Source organism: Streptomyces sp. NPDC001450 (assembly GCF_053597295.1).
The window spans coordinates 26343-45785 of record NZ_JBSFHY010000024.1 but is presented as its reverse complement, the minus strand read 5'-3'; the positions used below and the strand labels follow the sequence as shown (position 1 = coordinate 45785).

Below are 19443 nucleotides of genomic sequence, written 5' to 3'. Positions count from 1 at the left end.
CGTCGTGAGTCGTCGGACGGTGGAGGCGGCATGGCCGGTAAGAAGGCGGCGCAGCTGCCGCGCGAGGTGTACGAGAAGGAACTGCTGCGCCTGCAGACCGAGTTGGTGAAGGCGCAGGAGTGGGTGCGGGCGGAGGGTGCCCGGCTGGTCGTGATCTTCGAGGGGCGGGACGCGGCGGGCAAGGGCGGCACCATCAAGCGGGTCGCCGAGTACCTGAACCCGCGGGTGGCTCGGATCGCGGCGCTGCCGAAGCCGACCGAGCGCGAGCGCACGCAGTGGTACTTCCAGCGGTATGTGGAGCATCTGCCTGCCGCCGGGGAGATCGTGCTGTTCGACCGCTCCTGGTACAACCGGGCCGGGGTCGAGCACGTGATGGGCTTCTGTACGAAGGAGGAGCACCAGCTCTTCCTGCGGCAGTGCCCGATCTTCGAGCGGATGCTGGTGGAAGACGGGATCCTGCTGCGCAAGTACTGGTTCTCGGTGAGCGACACCGAGCAGCAGGAGCGGTTCCGGCGCCGTCTGGAGGATCCGCTGCGCCGCTGGAAGCTGACGCCCATGGACCTGGAGTCCATCACCCGCTGGGAGGCCTACTCCCGGGCCAAGGACGTGATGCTGGTCCACACCGACATCAGCGAGGCGCCCTGGTACATCGTGGAGAGCGACGACAAGCGGCGGGCGCGGCTCAACATGATCGCCCACCTGCTGGGCTCGGTGCCGTACCGCGAGGTGCAGCCACCGGTCCTGGAGCTTCCGCAGCGGCCGCCGTCGACCGGTTACGAGCGGCCGCCGCGCGATCTGCAGGTCTACGTCCCGGATCACGCGGCCGGCCTCTGAGCCAACCGGTCACCTGCTCACTCCCGCTGGGGTACGACCGCGACCGGGCAGGCGGAGTGATGGAGCACCGCGTGGGCGACGCGGCCGAGCTGGAGGCCGAAGTGGCCCTCGCGGCGCCGGGCTCCGACGACGAGCAGGTCGGCGTCGGCCGCGGCGCCGAGCAGCACCTGGTGGGCGTGGCCCTCGACGGTACGCCGGTGCACCTCGACGTCGTCCGGGATCTCCCGCAGAGCCGCTTCCAGTTCCTGCGCGGCCCGCTCCTCGTGCAGCCGGGCCGGTTCGCCGGCCGGCAGGGAGTGGCCGTGCGGCTCGTGCGCGGGGCAGCGCCAGGCTCGTACGGCCTCCAGTGGCACACCGCGGCGGCGCGCCTCCTCGGCGGCGAAGCGCACCGCGGCTGCGTCGGCCCGGTTCTCGCCGACGCCCAGGACGATGCGGCCGTGCCTGCCGGGTGTGGCCCGGTTGTCGTGGCTGCCGCGCAGCACGATGACCGGGCAGTGCGCGTGGCCGGCCACCGTCACACTGACGGAGCCGAGGAGCGCCTCGGCCAGGCTGCTCCGACCGCGCGAGCCGAGGACCACGGCGGAGGCGGTGCGGCTTTCCCGTACCAGCACGTACTCGGGTTCCTCGGGCAGCAGGTCGGTGGTGACCTTCACCTCGGGCCGGCGGCTGCGCGCCCTGCGCGCGGCGGCGTCGACCATGTCCTCGGCCATCACCTGTTCGGAGGGCTTGCCGAGATCCTGGGCGAGCGAAGTGCCCTCGTACCGTTCCCACAGCGAGGCGTACACCACGCGCAGCGGGAGTCCGCGCAGGGCGGCCTCGTCGGCCGCCCAGTCGACGGCGCGCAGGCTCGGCTCGGAACCGTCGACACCGACGACCAGGGGCGGTTCCATCGTCCTCACCTTCCCGCGCCCAGGTCGAAGACGATCCGGGCCTTGATCTCGCCGCGCAGCACCGCGTCGATGGACTCGTTCACGGAGGCGAGCGTTCGGGTCTCGTACATGACCTTCGTGCGGCCGGCCGCGTGCAGCTGGAAGACCTCGGCGAGGTCCTGCCGCGTACCGACGATCGAGCCGATCACCGAGGTGCCGTTCAGGACGGTGTCGAAGATCGGCACCTGGATCGTGCCGTGGGCGGGCAGCGCCACCATGACGAGCTTTCCGCCGCGCCGCAGACCGGAGTTGACGGCCTCGAAGGCGGCCGGGTTCACGGCGAGGGCGATCGCCGCGTGGGCGCCGCCGTGCTTCTTCAGCTCCTCGCCGACATCCTGCTTGCGAGCGTCGATGACGAGGTCGGCGCCGAGTTCCACGGCGAGTTCGAGCTTGTCGTCGGTGACGTCGATCGCGGCCACCGTCGCACCGGCGATCTTCGCGTACTGCACGGCGAGATGGCCGAGGCCGCCGATCCCGGAGACGGCGACCAGCTGGGTGGGCCGGACGTCCGCCACCTTGAGGGCCTTGTACGTGGTGACGCCCGCGCAGGTCAGCGGGGCGGCCTCGAAAGCGGAGACCCCGTCGGGCACCGGTTGGGCGAAGTCGGCCCAGGCCAGCATCTTCTCGGCGTATGCGCCGTCACAGCCGTAGCCGGTGTTGACCTGCTGCTCGCACAGCGTCTCCCAGCCGGACCGGCAGTGCTCGCACCGCCCGCACGCCTTGCCGAGCCACGGCACCGCGACCCGCTGCCCGACGGAAAGGTGGGTGACGCCCTCGCCGAGCTTCTCGACCAGGCCGACGCCCTCGTGCCCGGGCACGAACGGCAGGTCGGGCTTGACCGGCCAGTCGCCGTGGGCGGCATGGATGTCGGTGTGGCACAGCCCGGAGGCCTCCAGACGGATGCGGACCTGGCCGGGGCCGGGCTCGGGGTCGGGGCGTTCCTCGATGACCAGGGGCTCGCCGAAGGCTCGTACGACCGCTGCCTTCATGATCTGTTCTCTCCTCTGGAGGGTGTGTCAGTCGTGCGCGACGACGGCGACGGGGGCGGTGGAGTGGTGCAGGACGGCATGGGTGGCGGTGCCGATGTGGGCGCCGACGGAGGAGCGGCGGACGCGGCGGCCGACGACGACCAGGGAGGCCTCGCGGGAGGCGTCGATCAGGAGCAGCGAGGGGCTGCCGAACTGCGACTGCTCGACGACCTCGACGTCGGGGTACTTCTGCCGCCAAGGGCGCAGCACCTCGCTCAGGATGAGGACGTCGCCCTTCGCCATCTCCCGCTCGACCGCCGGTTCCAGGGCCATCCCGTAGGCGTAATAGGGCGGTGGGTTCCAGGCGTGGACGACTCGCAGGGGCACCGAGCGGCGCGCGGCGGCCTCGAAGGCGAACCCGAGCAGCGCCGCGTCGGGGCTGGCGACGTCGAGTCCGAGGACGACGGGACGGAACGCCGTGGCCGCGGAGGGGATGCCGGCCTCGTCCATCTCGTGCTCGTCCGCGGCCTGCTCGCCGGCGCGGACCAGGACGACGGGCCGCTCGGTGTGCGCCACGACCGCGAGCCCGACCGAGCCGACCAGGAAGCCGCCGATCCCGCTGAGGCCGCGTGAACCGAGGACGAGCATTTCGGCGTCCTTGGCCGCGTTGACCAGGGATTCGGCGGGTCGGCCGGTGAGTTGCTCGGTGGTCACCTCGACGCCCGGGTGACGCAGCCGCAGACCCTCGGCGGACTCTCGGGGGATCCTCTCGGTCCAGTGCTGGTGCGTTTCGGCACCGAGGAGCGGGGCTTGGGCCATGGGCTCCGGTACCGGCTCCCAGACGTGGACGAGCTTCACCGGCAGTCCGCGCAGTTGCGCCTCGCGGGCGGCCCATTCCGCGGCGGCGCGGCTTTCGGGCGAGCCGTCGAGACCCACGGTGATGGTGCGGGGCATGTTCTCCACCTCCTGAATCGGGGACCCGAGGGGACCCGATTCCAGCGTCGTGTTCGAGGGGTTGTGCGGGGCAGGGGCCGCTGGTCCTTCGGCGGGGACGATGGGCCCCGTACACGGGTCGGCGGGACGGCCCCGGGGCGAGGTTCGTCCCGCCGCGTGCGGGTCAGCGCAGCCAGGTGTGGTCGCGGACGATCGGCAGCCGTGCCCACAGCCGGCCCAGACCCCAGGTGGCGCCCGCGCCCGCTGCCGCTGCGGCGATCAGCGCGACCGCGTAGATCACGTGGTAGTCGGCGAACGGGTTCGTCGACATGCTCGGCGAGCCGTCCGAAAGGTGCTTGGCCGGCGGCCACTCGGCAATCCACATCAGCGCCATCATCGCCGTGCCCGCCACCGCGGCCGGCCGCAGCGCCACTCCGGTCATGACGGCCAGGCCGATGCCGAGCAGGCCCAGCATGAACAGCCAGTCCGCCCACGTGTCGCCGGCCCAGGAGTGGAAGGTCGACTCCATCGGCCCGGCGGCGACGGAACTGAGGAAGCCCTTCGTCGGCGACCCGCCGTCGATCCAGCCCTTGCCGGAGGCGGTCGCGTAACCCAGGCCGAAGGTCTTGTCCAGGAACGCCCAGAGGAAGACGAACCCGGTCAGGATGCGCAGGGAAGCGAGGGCGTAAGCCTGCGCGGTGTGCGTGCCGAGACGTGCCGACACGGCGGACTCGGGGCCGGACCCGGTCCGGTGCCGACGGAAGGCGGCCGACAGGTGGAAGCCTGGGCTCCGGTGAGGGTGCTCGTGCACGGCCATGATGGTGATCCCTTCGGGGATGTCTGAGTCGTCTTCTCCTTGACGTGTCTCACTCTCGTCCGATGCCCGACGTCACGCCGGATGCCGAAGGTCTCCGTCCGTTGGGCTGAACGTCCCTGCGTCCGAGGCCCGTTGGGTTGGCGGTTGACGAACCGGGCACGTGGAACACCGGGCGGGTGTCGCGGGTGATCGCGTGGCCATGGATGCTGGGCCCAGGCAGAGAGGGGCGGCACATGGCTGAGGACTCGGGCGAACGTTCTGTGCGGTGGCGTCGGCTGGTGCCGGGCCTCGGCGCCCTGGTCGGTTACCGGGGTTCGTGGCTGAAGGGCGACCTGCTGGCCGGCGTGACGGTGGCGGCGTACCTCGTGCCGCAGGTGATGGCGTACGCGGGTGTGGCCGGTCTGCCACCGGTCGCCGGGCTGTGGGCGATCCTGCCCGCCGTCGCCCTGTACGCGCTGTTCGGTTCCTCCCGGCTGCTGTCGGTGGGGCCCGAGTCGACGACCGCTCTGATGACGGCCACCGTGGTGGGCCCGCTCGCCGGCGGGGACGCGGGGCGCTACGCATCGTCGGCCGCGGCCCTCGCCGTTACGGTCGGCCTGCTGTGCCTGGTCGCGCGGGTGGTGCGGCTGGGCTTCCTCGCGGACCTGCTCTCCCGCCCCGTGCTGATCGGCTACCTGGCCGGGGTGGCCCTGATCATGATGGTGGACCAGCTGCCCAGGCTCACCGGCGTGCGGACCACCGGTTCGGAGTTCTTCCCCCAACTGCGGTCCTTCGCCGCACAGTTGCCTGGCGCCGATGTGAACACGGTCATCTTCTCGGCGGTCGCGCTGGTGTTCCTGTTCGTGGTGAAGCGGTACCTGCCGACGCTGCCGGGACCGCTGCTCGCGGTGGTTCTCGGCACGGCGGCCGTCACCGTCTTCGACCTCGACCACCGGCACGGCGTCAAAGTGATCGGTGAGGTCCCGTCGGGGCTGCCCTCACTCGCGCTGCCGGACCTGGGCGAGCTGCCGCACCTGGTGCTGCCGGCCCTGGGTGTCCTGATCGTCGCGTACACCGACTTCATCCTCACCGCGCGAGCCTTCTCCGGGCGAACGGACGACGAGCCCGGTCTGGACGCCAACCAGGAGTTCCTGGCGCTGGGGGCAGCGAACCTGGGCGCGGGCGCCCTGCACGGCTTCCCGGTCAGCAGCAGCGCCAGCCGCACCGCGCTCGCCGCCTCGACGGGCGCACGCAGCCCTGGCTACTCGCTGGTGGCCGGCGCGGCGGTCCTCGCCGTACTGCTGTTCCTGAGCCCCTTGCTGGGCCGGACGCCGTCGGCGGTGCTGGGGGCGCTCGTCGTGTACGCCGCCGTCCGCATGATCGACCTGGCCGGGTTCCGCCGCCTGGCGTCCTTCCGCCGCCGCGAACTGTTCCTCGCTCTGGGCTGCCTGGCCGGTGTGCTCGCTCTGGACATCCTGTACGGGGTGATCGTGGCGGTCGGTCTGTCGGTGGCCGAGCTGCTGACGCGGGTGGCGCGCCCGCACGACGCGGTCGAAGGGCTGGTGCCCGGCGTCGCGGGCATGCACGACGTGGACGACTACCCGCAGGCACGCACCATCCCCGGCCTGCTGGTCTACCGCTACGACTCGCCCCTGTTCTTCGCCAACGCGGAGAACTTCCGGCACCGGGCCATAGCCGCCGTCGACGAACAGACCGGCCCGGTGCGCTGGTTCGTGCTGAACACCGAGGCGAACGTCGAGGTCGACATCACGGCCCTCGACGCGGTCGACGAGCTGCGCCGCGAACTCGCCCACCGCGGCATCGTGTTCGCACTCGCCCGGGTCAAGCAGGACCTCCTGGACGCCCTGAAGGCCTACGGCCTGGTGGACTCTGTGGGCTCGGACCTCATCTTCCCCACGCTGCCCACCGCGGTGGCCGCCTACCGCGCGTGGTGCGGCGAGCGGTGGGGGCCGGTCCGGGAGGTGTGACGCGGAGTGGGGCCGACCCGCTGTCACCCGACCGTGAGGTCCGGTCGGATCAGCGTGCCCGACCTGCCGTGGACGATGTCGTAGGCCGCGTCCAGGGCGCCGATCGCGGCCAGAGCACCGGTGTGCTCGACGAACCGGGCGGCCGCCTCGGTCTTGGGGCCCATCGAGCCGGCCGGGAAACCGCCGTGCCGCAGTTCCCGGGGGGTGGCGTCGAGCAGAGGGTGCTGGTCGGGGGTGCCGTAGCCCTCGTAGACGTAGGGGACGTCGGTGAGTATGAGCAGGAAGTCCGCCTTGAGGTCCTCGGCGAGCAGAGCCGCAGTGAGGTCCTTGTCGATGACGGCCTCCACCCCGGACAGTGCGCCGGTGTCGTGGTCGGCGGTGACGGGGATCCCGCCCCCGCCGGCGCAGATCACCAGGGTCCCGCTGTTCAGCAGTTCGTGGATGGTGTCGGTCTCCAGGATGCGTTCGGGTGCGGGTGAGGCGACGACGCGCCGCCAGCCGGTGGTGTCCTGGGCGATGCGCCAGCCGCGTGTGCGGGCCAGCTTCTCGGCCAGCTGGCGGGAGTACACCTGGCCGACGAACTTCGTGGGCCGGGCGAGGGCCGGATCGTTGCCCCGCACGAGGGTGTGCGTGACAAGGGCGGCGATCCGGTGCCCGGGCAGAGCGTCGTGCATGGCACGGGCGAGCAGGGAGCCGATCATGCCCTCGGTCTCGGCCCCGAGCAGGTCCAACGGGTAGGGGGCGCTGAGCGCGGGGTCGGCCTCGCTCTCCATGGCGAGCAGGCCGATCTGCGGGCCGTTGCCATGGGTGATGACCAGCTCGTGCTCGTGGGCGAGGGCGGCCAGAGCGGTGGCGACCCGGTCGATGTTGGCCTGCTGGACGGCGGCGTCGGGGCGTTCGCCGCGGTGCAGCAGGGCGTTGCCGCCGAGGGCGACGACGATGCGCATGGTTCAGTCCTCCAGGGTGGCGACGAGCACGGCCTTGATGGTGTGCAGCCGGTTCTCGGCCTGGTCGAAGACGATCGAGGCGGGCGAGGAGAAGACCTCGTCCGTGACTTCCAGGCCGTTCAGGCCGTAGGCCTCGAACAGCTCCTGGCCCAGCCGGGTGCGGTGGTCGTGGAGGGACGGCAGGCAGTGCATGAACTTCACGTCCGGATTGCCGGTGAAAGCGAGCGTCTTGTCGTTGACCTGGTACGGAAGCAGCAGCTCGATCCGTTCCCGCCAGGTCTCGGCCGGTTCGCCCATGGAGACCCAGACGTCCGTGTGCAGGAAGTCGGCACCGCGCACGGCGGTCTCGACGTCCTCGGTGAGGGTGATGCGCGCCGCGCTTCGGTCGGCCACTTCACGGCACGTGGCGACCAGTGCGGGGTCCGGCCACAGAGCCTGGGGCGCGGCGATACGCACGTCCATGCCGAGCAGCGCGCCCATCGAGAGCAGCGAGTTGCCCATGTTGTTGCGGGCGTCGCCCAGGTAGCAGTAGCTGACGTCCGCGAGCGGCTTGGCGCTGTGCTCCCGCATGGTGAGCATGTCGCACAGGCTCTGGGTGGGGTGGGCGGTGTCGGTCAGTCCGTTGTAGACGGGGACGTGGGCGTGGGCGGCGAGTTCGGTGACGATCGACTGGGCGGAGCCCCGGTATTCGATGGCGTCGAACATGCGGCCGAGGACGCGGGCGGTGTCGGTGATGGACTCCTTGTGGCCGACGTGGGTGTCTCCGGGGCCGAGGTAGGTGGTGCGGGCGCCCTGGTCGGCGGCGGCGACCTCGAAGGCGCAGCGGGTGCGGGTGGAGGTCTTCTCGAAGATCAGGGCGATGTTCTTTCCGGTCAGCCGTGGCCGTTCGGTGCCGGCACGCTTGGACGCCTTCAGGTCGCCGGCGAGACTCAGCAGGTGGTGGATCTCGGTGGCGGTGAAGTCGAGTTCGCTCAGGTAGGAGCGGCCTCGCAGGTCGACGGTCATGATGGGGTCCTTTCGAGGGTCAGGCGGCCGGGTCGCGTTCGATGGGGCAGCTCATGCAGCGGGGTCCGCCCCGGCCGCGGCCGAGTTCGGCGCCGGCGATGGTGACGACCTCGATGCCCTGCTTGCGCAGGTAGGTGTTGGTGGTGACGTTGCGCTCGTAGCCGACGACGACGCCGGGGGCGAGGGCGAGGAAGTTGCTTCCGTCGTCCCACTGCTCGCGCTCGGCGTTGCGCATGTCCTGGGGTGCCGACAGCATCCGGACCTTGTCCAGGTCGAGGGCCTCGGCGAGCGCCGTCGCGAGATCGGAGTTCGCGGTGACGTCGAACCGGGTCTCGCGACCGTCGCTGGGCCGCAGCGTCCACGAGCGCAGGGAATCCGCGAGGCCGGGGTAGATGACGAACGCGTCGCGGTCGACCATGGTCAGCACGGTGTCCAGGTGCATGTACGCACGGACCGCGGGCAGTTGCACGGCGATCAGCTTGCTCGCCGTGCCGGCTGCGAAGAGCCGTGCGGCCAGGTTCTCCACGGCCTGGGGGGTGGTGCGCTCCCCCATGCCGACCATGACGGCGCCGTTGCCCAGCACGTGGACGTCCCCGCCTTCGAGGGTGCCGACGGGGCCGTCGAGCAGGGGTGCGGGTGCGACGCCCGCGAACATCGGGTGGAACCGGTAGACGGCCTCGGCGTGCAGGCTCTCGCGCCGCCGCGCGGGCTTGGCCATCGGGTTGACCGACACCTGGTCGTACACCCAGCAGGAGTTGTCGCGCGGGAAGAGGTGGTTGGGCAGCGGGGCGAGGGCGAAGTCGTCGGCGCCGAGCGCGTTCCACACCAGGCTGTGCGGGGTGGCGAGCGGCAGGTCGCTCTTGAGGAAGCCGCCGACGAGGTAGCCGGCGAGCGTCTCCCCGTCGAGGTCGGCGCACAGTTCGCGTACCGGGTCGACGAGGGCCGGGCCCACGGTGCCGGGAGTGACGACCCGGTCCAGCAGCCAGTCACGCGCCTTGGGGACTTCCAGTGTCTGCGCCAACAGGTCGGCGAAGTAGTGGACGCGGGCACCGTGGTCGCGCAGGACCTGGGCGAAGGCGTCGTGCTCCTCGCGGGCGCGCTTGGCCCACAGGATGTCGTCGAAGAGCAGCGCGTCGACGTTGCGCGGGGTGAGGCGGGACAACTCGAGGCCGGGGCGGTGCAGGATCACCTGGCGCAGCGGGCCGGCCTCGGAGTCGACGTGGAAGGTGTTCATCGCGGAGGTTCCTCTGTGCTTGGGGCGGTCAGTCGTGGTGGCGGAGGTCGTTCCGCTTCCGGGGTCCGCCGATGCGGCCGGTACGGAGCCCTCGGGAGAGCCGCTGGACCGGCGGGGGCGTCTCGGCCGGCCGTCCCGACCGGTCCACGGTCGCCGCACTCCTCGGCGCCGTGGCCTCGCCGAAGGTGTCCTGTCCCCGCTTCAGCCAGACGTAGACGGGGACCCCGAGCAGCAGGACGAACAGGCCGTAGTAGACGGTCTGGTAGCCGCTGCCCTGGATCGACCAGTACGAGAAGGCGAGGGCGAGCCCGGCGACGGTGACGTCACGGGCGAGCCTGCGGGGGCTGAGGCTGTCCCGTCCGCGGACCAACAGCCAGTACAGCTGGGCGGCAGCGGAGAAGAGGTAGGGGATCACGGCGGTCAGCACGCTGAGCAGCACGATCTTGGTGAAGACGTCGTCGAAGCGCGTGTAGCTGAACACGGTGATCAGCGAGGCCAGCACCGTCGAGGCGACGATACCGAAGGCCGGAACACCGCCCTCGCCGCGCAGCCGGGCGAAGGACTGCGGGAAGAGACCGTCGCGTGCGGCCGCGTACGGCATCTCCGCGCACAGCATGGTCCAGCCGTTCAGAGCGCCGATGCCCGAGATGATCGCGGCGACGGCGACGATGTCACCGGCCCAGCTGCCGCCGAAGATGCTGTTCGCCGCGTCGGTGAAGGGCGCCGTGGATCCGCCCAGCTTGCCGTGAGCGACGGTGCCGAAGACGGCGAGGGTGCCCAGGATGTAGATGACGGCGCAGACGAGCGTGCCGTAGACGGTGGCGCGGGGGACGTTGCGCTCCGGCTCGCGGACCCGGCCGGCGACGACGGAGGCCGCTTCCAGGCCCAGGTAGCTGAACAGGGCGATGGCGCCCGCGGCCGAGATCGCGCCCAGCGCCGACTGACCGCTGGCGTTGAACGGGCCGAAGTTGTGCGAGTCGACGAACAGCAGCCCGACAGTGGCCATGAAGATCAGCGGGACGAACTTCAGCACGGTCGTGATCACCTGGAACGCGCCCATGTTGCGGACGCCGGTGAGGTTGATCGCGGCCGGAATCCACAGCCCGACCAGCGCGAGAAGCACCGAGACCCACTTGTCGTGACCGGTGTTCACGAACACCTCGACGTAGCCGACCCAGGCCACGACGATGGCGGCGTTGCCGGCCCAGGCCGTGATCCAGTACGACCACGCGTTGAGGAACCCGGCGAACTCCCCGAAGGCCTCGCGAGCGTAGACGTACGGCCCGCCGCTCGCCGGAACGCGCTTCGACAGCGCACCGAAGGTCAGCGCCAGCGCGAGCGCGCCGAAGGTGACGGCGATGAACGCGACCAGGGCGATCGGCCCGTACGGGGCGAGGGCGGACGGCAGCGCGAAGACTCCGGTGCCGATGATGCTGCCGATGACGAGAGCGGAGGCGGCGGGAAGGCCGAGCGCCGCCGTGGGCGCCGTCCCCCTTGCGTCTCCTTTGGTTCTTGGCATGGCTGGGCTCCTTGTACAGGTCAATGGGGTGACTCGATCCGCGACTGATCCTTCTGCGCCTCGGTCGGCCGCGGTCAGCGGCCGCACGGCCCGCGGGCCACGCCGATGGTCCCGGTGCGCCAGGCCCGGCCGGCCCAACTCGCCCGCCCCGCACGGCCACTGACTCCAGGACAGGGGCCGTACGGCCCACGACATGGTCCGCTCAGCCCCATCGCCGGCACCGCCCCGGGCTCGACAATCGAAGGCAGGAGCCGCGACCGGGCCGTCAGGACTCGGTGTCAACCGGTCGCGGTACCACGTCCTTACGGCTCGTCCGAGATGGGGCGGTCTCCCACAAGCCCCCGGGAGCCGGGAGGACATCCGCGCGAGTCTCGTGTTGGGGAGGCACGATCCTCGCGCCACGGCCGTCGCCCTGTCGGCTCAGGGGCGGCGGCCGTCTTCGTCGCCGTTCCGCTCAGGGCCGGTTGGCCCCGCTCCGGACCGGACGGCCCCTCGCCTCGGCACGAGCCGACGCCACACCCTGAAGGCACCGGTTCACACCCCCGACCCGGAGGCAGGCATGAACACCCCGAGCATGCTGCGCACGCTGCCCACCGAGCATCGAGAGCGCCTCATGCGTCTTCCCCGGGAGGTGTCCTTCCCGCAGGGGACGCGCGTCTTCGACGAAGGTGCGCGCGCGGACCGGTTCTGGATCGTCCGTACCGGCTCGATCGAGCTGGACACGCACGTGCCCGGCCGGCGCCCCGTCACCATCGAGACGCTCGGCCACAACGAGCTCCTCGGCGTGAGCTGGCTGTTCGCGCCGCGTCTGTGGCATCTGGGCGCCACGGCCGCGACACCGGTGCGAGCCTACGAGTTCGACGCCACGGCCGTCCGTTCCCTGTGCCAGGACGACTCGGCCCTCGGCCAGGCGGTCACCCAGTGGGTCGGCGAGGTGCTCGCCCACCGCCTGCGCTCCACCAGGACCCGGCTGTTGGACCTCTACGCCCCGTACGGCGCCGCCGACGTCGCCTGAGCGGGCCGAGGCCAGGAAGGAGAAGTCACCGTGCACAGCACCCCGCACCTCGTCAGCGACGTCATGTCCCACACGGTCGCCGCCGTAGGCCGACGGGCCGCCTTCAAGGAGATCGTGCAGCTCATGCAGGACTGGAAGGTCAGTGCCCTGCCCGTCCTCGAGGGCGAGGGCCGCGTCGTCGGCGTCGTCTCCGAGGCCGACCTCCTGCCGAAGGAGGAGTTCCGCGACAGCGACCCCGACCGGGCCACACAGCTGCGCCGTCTCGGCGACCTGGCCAAGGCCGGCGGCCTCACCGCGGAGGACCTCATGACCTCCCCCGCCCTCACCGTCCACGGGAACGCGACACTCGCCCAGGCCGCCCGCACCATGGCGCACGCCAGGGTCAAGCGACTCCCCGTCGTCGACGAAGTGGGCATGCTGCAGGGCATCGTCAGCCGCGCTGACCTGCTGAAGGTCTTCCTGCGGGACGACGAGGAGATCGCCGAGGAGGTCCGGCGGGAGGTCGTGGCGCATCTCTTCCCTGCGCCGGTGTCAGCCGTGCGCGCGGAAGTACGGAACGGCGTCGTGAAGCTCATCGGCCACACCCGGGACACATCCCTGGTCCCGGTGGCCGCGCGCCTGGTCCGGGCCGTCGAGGGCGTCGTCGACGTGGAGTTCGAGCTGACGCGCTCCGAAGGCACGAGGGAGTCGACCGCTGCCCCCGCGAACGGCGGAGAAAACCTGTCTCCGGCCTGAGGGCAACTCCCTGCAGCCCAGCCGGGATCCTCGCCGGGCCGTACTAACCCTGTGCCACGGGCGCCCACCATGTCAGCGTGGTACCGCCGCCCGCCGGGCTGGTCCACTCCAGCCTTCCGCCCAGTTGCTCCGCTCGCTCAGCCATGTTGCGCAGGCCGCTGCGGCGACCGTCGGGCGGAATGCCCACGCCGTTGTCGGTGACCGTCAGCCGCACCTCCCGCCCGTCGGTCACGAGCCCGACTTCGGCACGGTCGGCGTGCGCGTGACGGGCGATGTTAGTCAGGGACTCGGACAGGACGGCCACCGCATGGTCGGCGATCTCCTTCGGTACCTCGGTGTCCAGCAGGCCCTCCATGCGCACACTCGGTGCGAAGCCCAGCACCGGGGCGGCCTCGCCGACCGCCCGTACCACACGCGCCCGCAGGCCGGCCCCGGCGGCGCCGTCGTCGCGCGACCGCAGACCGAAGATCGCCGACCTGATGATCTTGATGGTCTCGTCCAGGTCGTCCACCGCCCGCAGCACGCGCTCGGATGCCTCCGGGTGCTCTATGAAGCGGCCCGCGCTCTGCAGGGTCATGCCGGTGGCGAACAGCCGCTGAATGGCGAGGTCGTGCAGGTCCCTGGCGATCCGGTCACGGTCCTGGAGCACCGCGATCTGCTCGGCGTCCTTGCGGCGCTCCGCCAGCTCCATGGCCACCGCGGCCTGGGCCGCGAAACCCAGCAACGGCTCGGTCTCCTTCTCGGAGAACACGGTCTGGCCCACCGCACGGACCAGCAGCACGACGCCTCGTACGCCATCACCTGAGCCGATGGGAACGGCCACGGCCGGCCCGAGCCCGGTGAAGTGCGACGCGGCGTCCGAGACGTCCCCGGGGTCCTCGGACGGCAGGACCCCTGCCTTGCCGCGGGACACATCCGGGTCCATGACCGGCGAGGCGCTGGAGAAGGCCTTTCCTATCAGCGTGTCGTCCGCGGGCAGCACCAGCCCGCGGTGCGCCTCCGCCTCGTGTCCCAGGGCGAGTTCCACCGTGAGCGCGTCGGTGCCCGCCATCGGTACCGCGACCACCGCCAGTGCCGCAGAGGTGATCTCCCTTGCGCGGTCGGCGATCAGCCCGAGGACGTCGCCGCGGTCGCTGCCGGACATGAGGCTGTGGGTGATCTCCGCGCTCGCGCGCAGCCAGCGTTCCCGCAGCCGGGACTCCTCGTACAGGCGGGCGTTGTCAATGGCCACACCTGCCGCCACGGCCAGCGTCGACAGGACCGACTCGTCCTCCTCGTCGAACTGCGCCCCACCGCGCTTCTCTGTCAGATAGAGGTTGCCGAAGACCTGGTCACGCACCCGTATCGGGACGCCGAGGAAGGTGTTCATCGGCGGGTGGTGGGGCGGGAAGCTGTACGAAGCGGAATGCTCGGAGAGCTTGGCCAGGCGCAGGGGCTCAGGGTGCGAGATCAGCTCTCCAAGGATGCCGTGACCCTCCGGGTAGGGCCCGATCTGCGCGATCTGCGCCTCGCTGACGCCAACCGTGAGGAACTCCGACAGCCTCTTGCCGTCGGGGCCGATCACGCCCAGGGCCGCGTACTGGGCCTCCACCAGGACCGCCGCGGCCTCCACTATGCTGCGCAGCGCCTGTTCCAGATCCAGCTCCCGGCCGACCGAGAGCACCGCCTCCAGCAGGCTGTGCACCCGGTCGCGGGTGCCGCGGGCCGCGTCCAGCCGGGCCTGGAGCTCTTCCAGCAACTCGTCCAGCCGCAGCTGCGGCATCCGTACACGGGCGCCCTCCGAGCCTCCCACCAGTGATTCCTCCATGCCCCTCAGCCCACCGACGACCAGCCGTCCTTGTCCAGGCCACGCTATCGGCCGATGACGGGAAACGGTACGGGATCAGGCTCACTGGCCGGGGGCAGCAGGGCACCGGAGGACGTCGACAGCTCAAGCCGAAGGCCTGAGGCCCCGGGGTCTCAGTGCCCTTCCTGCCGCTGCCGGTCCTGGACCTGGGTGGCGATGACGGCGGCCTGGATACGGCGCTCCACCCCGAGCTTGGCCAGCAGGCGGGAGATGTGGTTCTTCACCGTCTTCTCGGCCAGGTAGAGGCGCTGGCCGATCTGCCGGTTGGTCAGCCCCTCGCCGATCAGGGCGAGGATCTCCCGCTCCCGCTCGGTCAGGCCCTGCAGTCCGTCCGGCTGCTGCTCCTCCTGCTGGCCGCCGCGAAGCCGGGCCATCAGCTTGGTGGTGGCACTGGCATCGAGCAGGGACTGGCCGCCGGCCACGGTGCGCACGGCGGACACCAGGTCCGAGCCCTGGATCTGCTTCAGGACGTACCCGGAGGCCCCCGCCATGATCGAGTCGAGCAGGGCCTCCTCGTCGTCGAAGGAGGTCAGCATGAGACAGGCCAACTCGGGCATGCGAGACCGGAGTTCCCGGCAGACGGTGACGCCGTCGCCGTCGGGCAGGCGGACGTCGAGCACCGCCACCTGCGGGCGCAGCGCCGGGACGCGCACCAGTGCCTGCTCCACCGTGCCGGCCTCGCCGATCACCTCGATGTCCGGTTCGTCGTTCAGCAGGTCGCGCACCCCGCGCCGTACCACCTCGTGGTCGTCCAGCAGGAAGACCCGGATCGGGTTGCCGGCGCCGGGCTGCTCGCTGTCGGCCATCAAACTGCTCCCTGGTTCCGTGTTCCGTACCGATGTCCGCTCGTGGGACGGAATCGGCCTTCCGTACCGAGATCCTTTCTCGTATCCGGGCCGAAGGGCCAGGGCCGATCGGCCCTGTTGTCCCCCCATAGTGTCCCGCGGCCATGAGCTGCCGCTGCCGCCGGGGTACGAAACGGCGCATCGGCCCCCTCAGCGGTCAGGCACCAAGGCCCTGACGCTCCGGGAAGCCGAACGGGCGCCGCACTGCCCGAACCGGATCACGCCGGGGTGAAGGTCCTATGGCCCCGCCGCTGGGGCCTGACAGCCCTGGGCCAGGACCGGTGCTCGCAGAAGTCTGGACCCGCTGCGAAACGATCTCAGAAGGAGCGGAGCACATGACTGCCAAGGACACCGGCACCCACGCCACCAGCACCGTCGCCGTAGAGGTGCGCGTGGAAGGCGATGTGGACGAGGAAGCCGTCGCCTACGTCCGGGAGAAGGTCGACGCGGTCCTCGGCCGGCCCGGGGTTCCAGCCGTGAGCGGTGCGGTGAAGGTCGCCAGGGCGGTGGCGCACCACGCCGAGCGGCCCTGGTCCGTCGGGGCCGAGCTCGTCGTCGGGAACACCCTCGTGGTCGTGCATGCCCAGGAGGCCACGGCACATGAACTGGCGGACCGGCTGCAGGACCGGCTGCGCAGCCAGGTGAACCGTGCCCTGCACCGCAAGGAGGAAGCTCGCAGGTCGGCCACTCCTCCTCCGTGGCGTGGCGGCCGTGCCGACGGCGGCCGGGACTGAGAACCCTTCAGGATCCTCCGCTGCCGGGCAGTCACTCCCCTTCGCCAACGTGTGATTTCCTGCGCCTCGGCGAGGGAACTGCCCGGCCGGGCCGGACCAGTGCCGGTCAGCAGCCGGCAGGGACCTTCGGCACCTGGGAGTGGGGACCAGGCAGGACGAGAGTGAAGGCGTGAGCGGCACCGATCCCCCGCGGTGCCGCTCCCGTCCGCACACCGTCGGCCACCGCCGACGGCTCTCATCAACGGAGGCGCTCCCCAATGACCCGTCATGAGGCCGGAATCCAGGCAACAGCAGCTGCCGACGCGCCGTCCGACATCACCATCGCCGTGGACCGGCTGGTCACGAACGGGCTCAAGGCGCTCGCCGACTACGACGCCCTCACCCAGGACCAGGTCGACCACATCGTCAAGAAGGCCTCGGTCGCCGCCCTGGACCAGCACACCGCGCTGGCCCGCCGTGCCGTGGAGGAGACCGGGCGCGGGGTCTTCGAGGACAAGGCCGCCAAGAACATGTTCGCGTGCGAGCACGTCACGCACAGCATGGGCCCGATGAAGACCGTCGGCGTCATCGCCCGCGACGACATAGAGGACATGATCGAGGTCGCCGAGCCGGTCGGCGTGGTCTGCGCGATCACACCGGTCACCAACCCGACCTCCACCACCGTCTTCAAGGCCCTGATGGCGCTGAAGACACGCAACCCGATTGTGTTCGCCTTCCACCCCTCGGCCCAGCGGTGCAGCACCGAGGCGGCCCGGATCGTACGGGACGCGGCCGTCGCCGCCGGCGCGCCGGAGAACTGCGTGCAGTGGATCGAGAACCCGTCCGTGGAAGCAACCGGCATCCTGATGCGCCACCCCGGCGTCTCGCTGATCCTCGCCACCGGCGGCAACGCCATGGTCAGGGCTGCCTACTCGGCGGGCAAGCCCGCCCTGGGAGTCGGCGCGGGCAACGTGCCGGCGTACGTGCACAAGAGCGCGAAGCTGCGCCGGGCCGTCAACGACCTGGTGTTGTCGAAGTCCTTCGACAACGGCATGATCTGCGCCTCGGAACAGGCCGTCATCCTGGACGACCAGATCCACGACGCGGCACTCGCCGAATTCCGCAGGCTGCACGCACACCTGGCGACCGCCGAGGAGAAGGCGAAGCTGGAAGCCTTCCTGTTCCCGGCCGGCGGGGCGAACGCGGGCTGCGAGCCGAAGGTCAACGCCAGGGCCGTCGGCCAGAGCCCGGCATGGATCGCCGAACAGGCCGGCTTCACCGTCCCGGACGACACCTCACTGATCCTGGTCGAGGCCGGCCGGGTGGGTCCGGACGAACCACTGACCCGTGAGAAGCTCTGCCCGGTGCTCGCCGTCCTGCGGGCCGGCTCCGAACAACAGGGCTTCGATCTCGCCGCCGACATGGTCGCCTTCCACGGCCAGGGCCACACCGCGGTCATCCACACCGAGGACCCGGCGCTCGCGGAGGCGTACGGCCGACGCATGAAGACCGTACGGATCATCGTCAACGCCCCGTCGTCGCAAGGCGCCATCGGCGGCATCTACAACAGCCTGCTGCCGTCGCTCACTCTGGGCTGCGGCTCGTGGGGCCACACCTCGGTGTCCAACAACGTCTCCGCCGCGCAGCTGCTGAACATCAAGCGGGTCAGCACGCGCCGCAACAACCTGCAGTGGTTCAAGGTCCCGCCGAAGATCTACTTCGAGCCGCAGTCCCTGCGCTACCTGGCCTCCATGCCGGACGTCCACCGGGTCACGATCGTCACCGACGCCACCATGACCCGCCTCGGCTTCGTCGACCGCGTCAGCCGCGTCCTGCAGCGGCGCCACGAGCCGGTCACCCTCCAGATCATCGACAACGTCGAGCCTGAGCCGAGCATCGACTCCGTCCAGCGCGGCGCCCAACTCATGCGCGACTTCCGGCCGGACACGATCATCGCGCTCGGCGGCGGCTCCCCGATGGACGCGGCCAAGGTGATGTGGCTGCTGTACGAGCACCCGGACATCGACTTCGCCGACATGCGGCAGAAGTTCTCCGACATCCGCAAGCGCGCCTTCCGCTTCCCTGTCCTCGGTGCCCGGGCCCGCCTGGTGTGCGTACCGACCACGTCCGGCACCGGCGCGGAGGTCACCCCCTTCGCGGTGATCTCGGACCCGGCCACCGGCAAGAAGTACCCGCTGGCCGACTACGCGCTGACCCCGAGCGTGGCCATCGTCGACCCGCTGCTCACCGCGGAGCTGCCCCCGGGCCTGGCCGCCGACAGCGGCTTCGACGCCCTCACCCACGCCATAGAGGCGTACGTGTCCGTCTACGCCAACGACTTCACCGACGGCCTGGCCCTGCACGCGATCCGGCTGATCTTCGAGAACATCGAGGCTGCGGTGAACGACCGTGCCGTGCGGTCGGACGCCCGGGAGAAGATGCACAACGCCGGCACGATCGCCGGCATGGCCTTCGGCAACGCCTTCCTCGGCATCGTCCACGCCATGTCGCACACGCTGGGCGCCACGTTCCACATCGCGCACGGCCGGACCAACGCCGTCCTGCTGCCGCACGTCATCCGGTACAACGGCACCGTCCCGGCGAAGCTCACGGGCTGGCCCAAGTACGAGAACTACCGTGCCCCGGAGCGCTTCCAGGACATCGCCCGCGTCCTCGGCCTGCCCGCCGCCACCCCGCAGGAGGGCGTGGAGTCGCTGGCCCGCGGGGTGGAACGGCTGCGCGACGCCGTGGGCATCGAGCCGTCGTTCCAGGCCCTCGGCATTGATGAGCGCACCTTCCTGGACGCCCTGCCGCAGCAGGCCCTGAACGCCTACGAGGACCAGTGCGCGCCGGCGAACCCGCGCATGCCGATGCTCGACGACATGCAGGAGATCATGCGCACGGCCTACTCCTGGGGTACGCGGGGCCGACCGGACACGGACAAGGGCCGAACGGCCCTGGCGTGAGGAGCTCCGGTGCCGTTCCAATGACCTGATCACGCCTGTCCGTGGCACCCAGCTGGGTGCCACGGACAGGCGACCAGCCACGTCTTGAAGGGACAACCGACATGCCGTACCGGCGCACCGGCCGGAACCACGGCGACCGGCCGTGCGGCCGCCTCGCCACCCCTGCCGAA

At 70.9% G+C, this 19443-nt stretch carries 16 protein-coding genes; 6 read left to right on the top strand and 10 right to left on the bottom strand.

Annotated elements, in window-relative coordinates:
• Window positions 1-30 precede the first annotated feature (30 nt).
• Window positions 31-834 (top strand): polyphosphate kinase 2, encoded by an 804-nt coding sequence (gene ppk2 / locus ACWC5O_RS25460; RefSeq protein WP_450583556.1) that lies wholly within the window; start codon window positions 31-33, stop codon window positions 832-834.
• A gap of 17 nt (window positions 835-851) precedes the next feature.
• Here ppk2 and ACWC5O_RS25455 read toward each other — a convergent pair whose 3' ends face one another.
• The 4 genes from ACWC5O_RS25455 to ACWC5O_RS25440 form a co-directional block, all read right to left on the bottom strand.
• The gene (locus tag ACWC5O_RS25455; protein ID WP_450583554.1) at window positions 852-1724 is read right to left on the bottom strand and encodes a universal stress protein; all 873 of its coding nucleotides are present in this window, start codon (window positions 1722-1724) and stop codon (window positions 852-854) included.
• A gap of 5 nt (window positions 1725-1729) precedes the next feature.
• Window positions 1730-2752, bottom strand: a complete 1023-nt coding sequence (locus ACWC5O_RS25450) for a zinc-dependent alcohol dehydrogenase (RefSeq protein WP_450583552.1) — start codon at window positions 2750-2752, stop codon at window positions 1730-1732.
• A gap of 27 nt (window positions 2753-2779) precedes the next feature.
• Window positions 2780-3685, bottom strand: a complete 906-nt coding sequence (locus ACWC5O_RS25445) for a universal stress protein (RefSeq protein WP_450583550.1) — start codon at window positions 3683-3685, stop codon at window positions 2780-2782.
• 163 nt (window positions 3686-3848) lie between these two features.
• Window positions 3849-4481 carry a hypothetical protein gene (locus ACWC5O_RS25440; RefSeq protein ID WP_450583548.1) on the bottom strand — a complete coding sequence of 211 codons (633 nt, stop codon included), beginning with the start codon at window positions 4479-4481 and terminating at the stop codon, window positions 3849-3851.
• A 233-nt stretch (window positions 4482-4714) separates the two neighbouring features.
• Between ACWC5O_RS25440 and ACWC5O_RS25435 the strand changes: the two genes are divergently transcribed.
• Window positions 4715-6448, top strand: a complete 1734-nt coding sequence (locus ACWC5O_RS25435; RefSeq protein ID WP_450583546.1) for a SulP family inorganic anion transporter — start codon at window positions 4715-4717, stop codon at window positions 6446-6448.
• A gap of 23 nt (window positions 6449-6471) precedes the next feature.
• Here ACWC5O_RS25435 and ACWC5O_RS25430 read toward each other — a convergent pair whose 3' ends face one another.
• The 4 genes from ACWC5O_RS25430 to ACWC5O_RS25415 are packed head-to-tail and all read right to left on the bottom strand — an operon-like array spanning window position 6472 to window position 11153.
• Window positions 6472-7395, bottom strand: a complete 924-nt coding sequence (locus ACWC5O_RS25430; RefSeq protein WP_450583544.1) for a carbamate kinase — start codon at window positions 7393-7395, stop codon at window positions 6472-6474.
• A 3-nt stretch (window positions 7396-7398) separates the two neighbouring features.
• Window positions 7399-8400 (bottom strand): ornithine carbamoyltransferase, encoded by a 1002-nt coding sequence (argF, locus tag ACWC5O_RS25425; RefSeq protein WP_450583542.1) that lies wholly within the window; start codon window positions 8398-8400, stop codon window positions 7399-7401.
• A 19-nt stretch (window positions 8401-8419) separates the two neighbouring features.
• The gene (locus tag ACWC5O_RS25420; RefSeq protein ID WP_450583540.1) at window positions 8420-9634 is read right to left on the bottom strand and encodes an arginine deiminase; all 1215 of its coding nucleotides are present in this window, start codon (window positions 9632-9634) and stop codon (window positions 8420-8422) included.
• A gap of 28 nt (window positions 9635-9662) precedes the next feature.
• Window positions 9663-11153, bottom strand: a complete 1491-nt coding sequence (locus ACWC5O_RS25415) for an APC family permease (protein WP_450583538.1) — start codon at window positions 11151-11153, stop codon at window positions 9663-9665.
• Window positions 11154-11712: 559 nt separating this feature from the next.
• Between ACWC5O_RS25415 and ACWC5O_RS25410 the strand changes: the two genes are divergently transcribed.
• Entirely contained in the window at window positions 11713-12168 is a 456-nt protein-coding gene (locus ACWC5O_RS25410; protein WP_450583536.1) for a Crp/Fnr family transcriptional regulator, read from the top strand.
• A 30-nt stretch (window positions 12169-12198) separates the two neighbouring features.
• A complete protein-coding gene (locus ACWC5O_RS25405) occupies window positions 12199-12903 on the top strand; it encodes a CBS domain-containing protein (RefSeq protein WP_450583534.1) in 705 nt (234 codons plus the stop codon).
• A gap of 43 nt (window positions 12904-12946) precedes the next feature.
• Here the strand turns inward: ACWC5O_RS25405 and ACWC5O_RS25400 are convergent, their stop codons facing one another.
• Together ACWC5O_RS25400 and ACWC5O_RS25395 are read right to left on the bottom strand one after the other, a co-directional pair.
• A complete protein-coding gene (locus ACWC5O_RS25400; protein ID WP_450583533.1) occupies window positions 12947-14710 on the bottom strand; it encodes a GAF domain-containing protein in 1764 nt (587 codons plus the stop codon).
• Window positions 14711-14862: 152 nt separating this feature from the next.
• Window positions 14863-15555 (bottom strand): response regulator, encoded by a 693-nt coding sequence (locus tag ACWC5O_RS25395; protein ID WP_450583531.1) that lies wholly within the window; start codon window positions 15553-15555, stop codon window positions 14863-14865.
• A 374-nt stretch (window positions 15556-15929) separates the two neighbouring features.
• Here ACWC5O_RS25395 and ACWC5O_RS25390 point away from each other — a divergent pair, with 374 nt between their 5' ends.
• Together ACWC5O_RS25390 and adhE are read left to right on the top strand one after the other, a co-directional pair.
• Window positions 15930-16328: a hypothetical protein gene (locus tag ACWC5O_RS25390; protein ID WP_450583529.1), complete on the top strand. Its 399-nt coding sequence runs from the start codon at window positions 15930-15932 to the stop codon at window positions 16326-16328.
• A gap of 257 nt (window positions 16329-16585) precedes the next feature.
• Complete coding sequence (gene adhE, locus ACWC5O_RS25385; protein WP_450583527.1) at window positions 16586-19273, top strand: bifunctional acetaldehyde-CoA/alcohol dehydrogenase; 2688 nt, start codon at window positions 16586-16588, stop codon at window positions 19271-19273.
• The last annotated feature ends 170 nt before the right edge of the window (window positions 19274-19443 follow it).

Excerpts from the sequence above, each read along its gene's own strand:
- ACWC5O_RS25415 (WP_450583538.1), bottom strand. The coding sequence starts at position 11,153 with ATGCCAAGAACCAAAGGAGACGCAAGGGGGACGGCGCCCACGGCGGCG.
- ACWC5O_RS25430 (WP_450583544.1), bottom strand. The coding sequence starts at position 7,395 with ATGCGCATCGTCGTCGCCCTCGGCGGCAACGCCCTGCTGCACCGCGGC.
- ACWC5O_RS25395 (WP_450583531.1), bottom strand. The coding sequence starts at position 15,555 with ATGGCCGACAGCGAGCAGCCCGGCGCCGGCAACCCGATCCGGGTCTTC.
- ppk2 (WP_450583556.1), top strand. The coding sequence starts at position 31 with ATGGCCGGTAAGAAGGCGGCGCAGCTGCCGCGCGAGGTGTACGAGAAG.
- argF (WP_450583542.1), bottom strand. The coding sequence starts at position 8,400 with ATGACCGTCGACCTGCGAGGCCGCTCCTACCTGAGCGAACTCGACTTC.
- ACWC5O_RS25450 (WP_450583552.1), bottom strand. The coding sequence starts at position 2,752 with ATGAAGGCAGCGGTCGTACGAGCCTTCGGCGAGCCCCTGGTCATCGAG.
- ACWC5O_RS25390 (WP_450583529.1), top strand. The coding sequence starts at position 15,930 with ATGACTGCCAAGGACACCGGCACCCACGCCACCAGCACCGTCGCCGTA.
- ACWC5O_RS25445 (WP_450583550.1), bottom strand. The coding sequence starts at position 3,685 with ATGCCCCGCACCATCACCGTGGGTCTCGACGGCTCGCCCGAAAGCCGC.
- ACWC5O_RS25455 (WP_450583554.1), bottom strand. The coding sequence starts at position 1,724 with ATGGAACCGCCCCTGGTCGTCGGTGTCGACGGTTCCGAGCCGAGCCTG.
- adhE (WP_450583527.1), top strand. The coding sequence starts at position 16,586 with ATGACCCGTCATGAGGCCGGAATCCAGGCAACAGCAGCTGCCGACGCG.
- ACWC5O_RS25400 (WP_450583533.1), bottom strand. The coding sequence starts at position 14,710 with ATGGAGGAATCACTGGTGGGAGGCTCGGAGGGCGCCCGTGTACGGATG.
- ACWC5O_RS25435 (WP_450583546.1), top strand. The coding sequence starts at position 4,715 with ATGGCTGAGGACTCGGGCGAACGTTCTGTGCGGTGGCGTCGGCTGGTG.
- ACWC5O_RS25440 (WP_450583548.1), bottom strand. The coding sequence starts at position 4,481 with ATGGCCGTGCACGAGCACCCTCACCGGAGCCCAGGCTTCCACCTGTCG.
- ACWC5O_RS25420 (WP_450583540.1), bottom strand. The coding sequence starts at position 9,634 with ATGAACACCTTCCACGTCGACTCCGAGGCCGGCCCGCTGCGCCAGGTG.
- ACWC5O_RS25410 (WP_450583536.1), top strand. The coding sequence starts at position 11,713 with ATGAACACCCCGAGCATGCTGCGCACGCTGCCCACCGAGCATCGAGAG.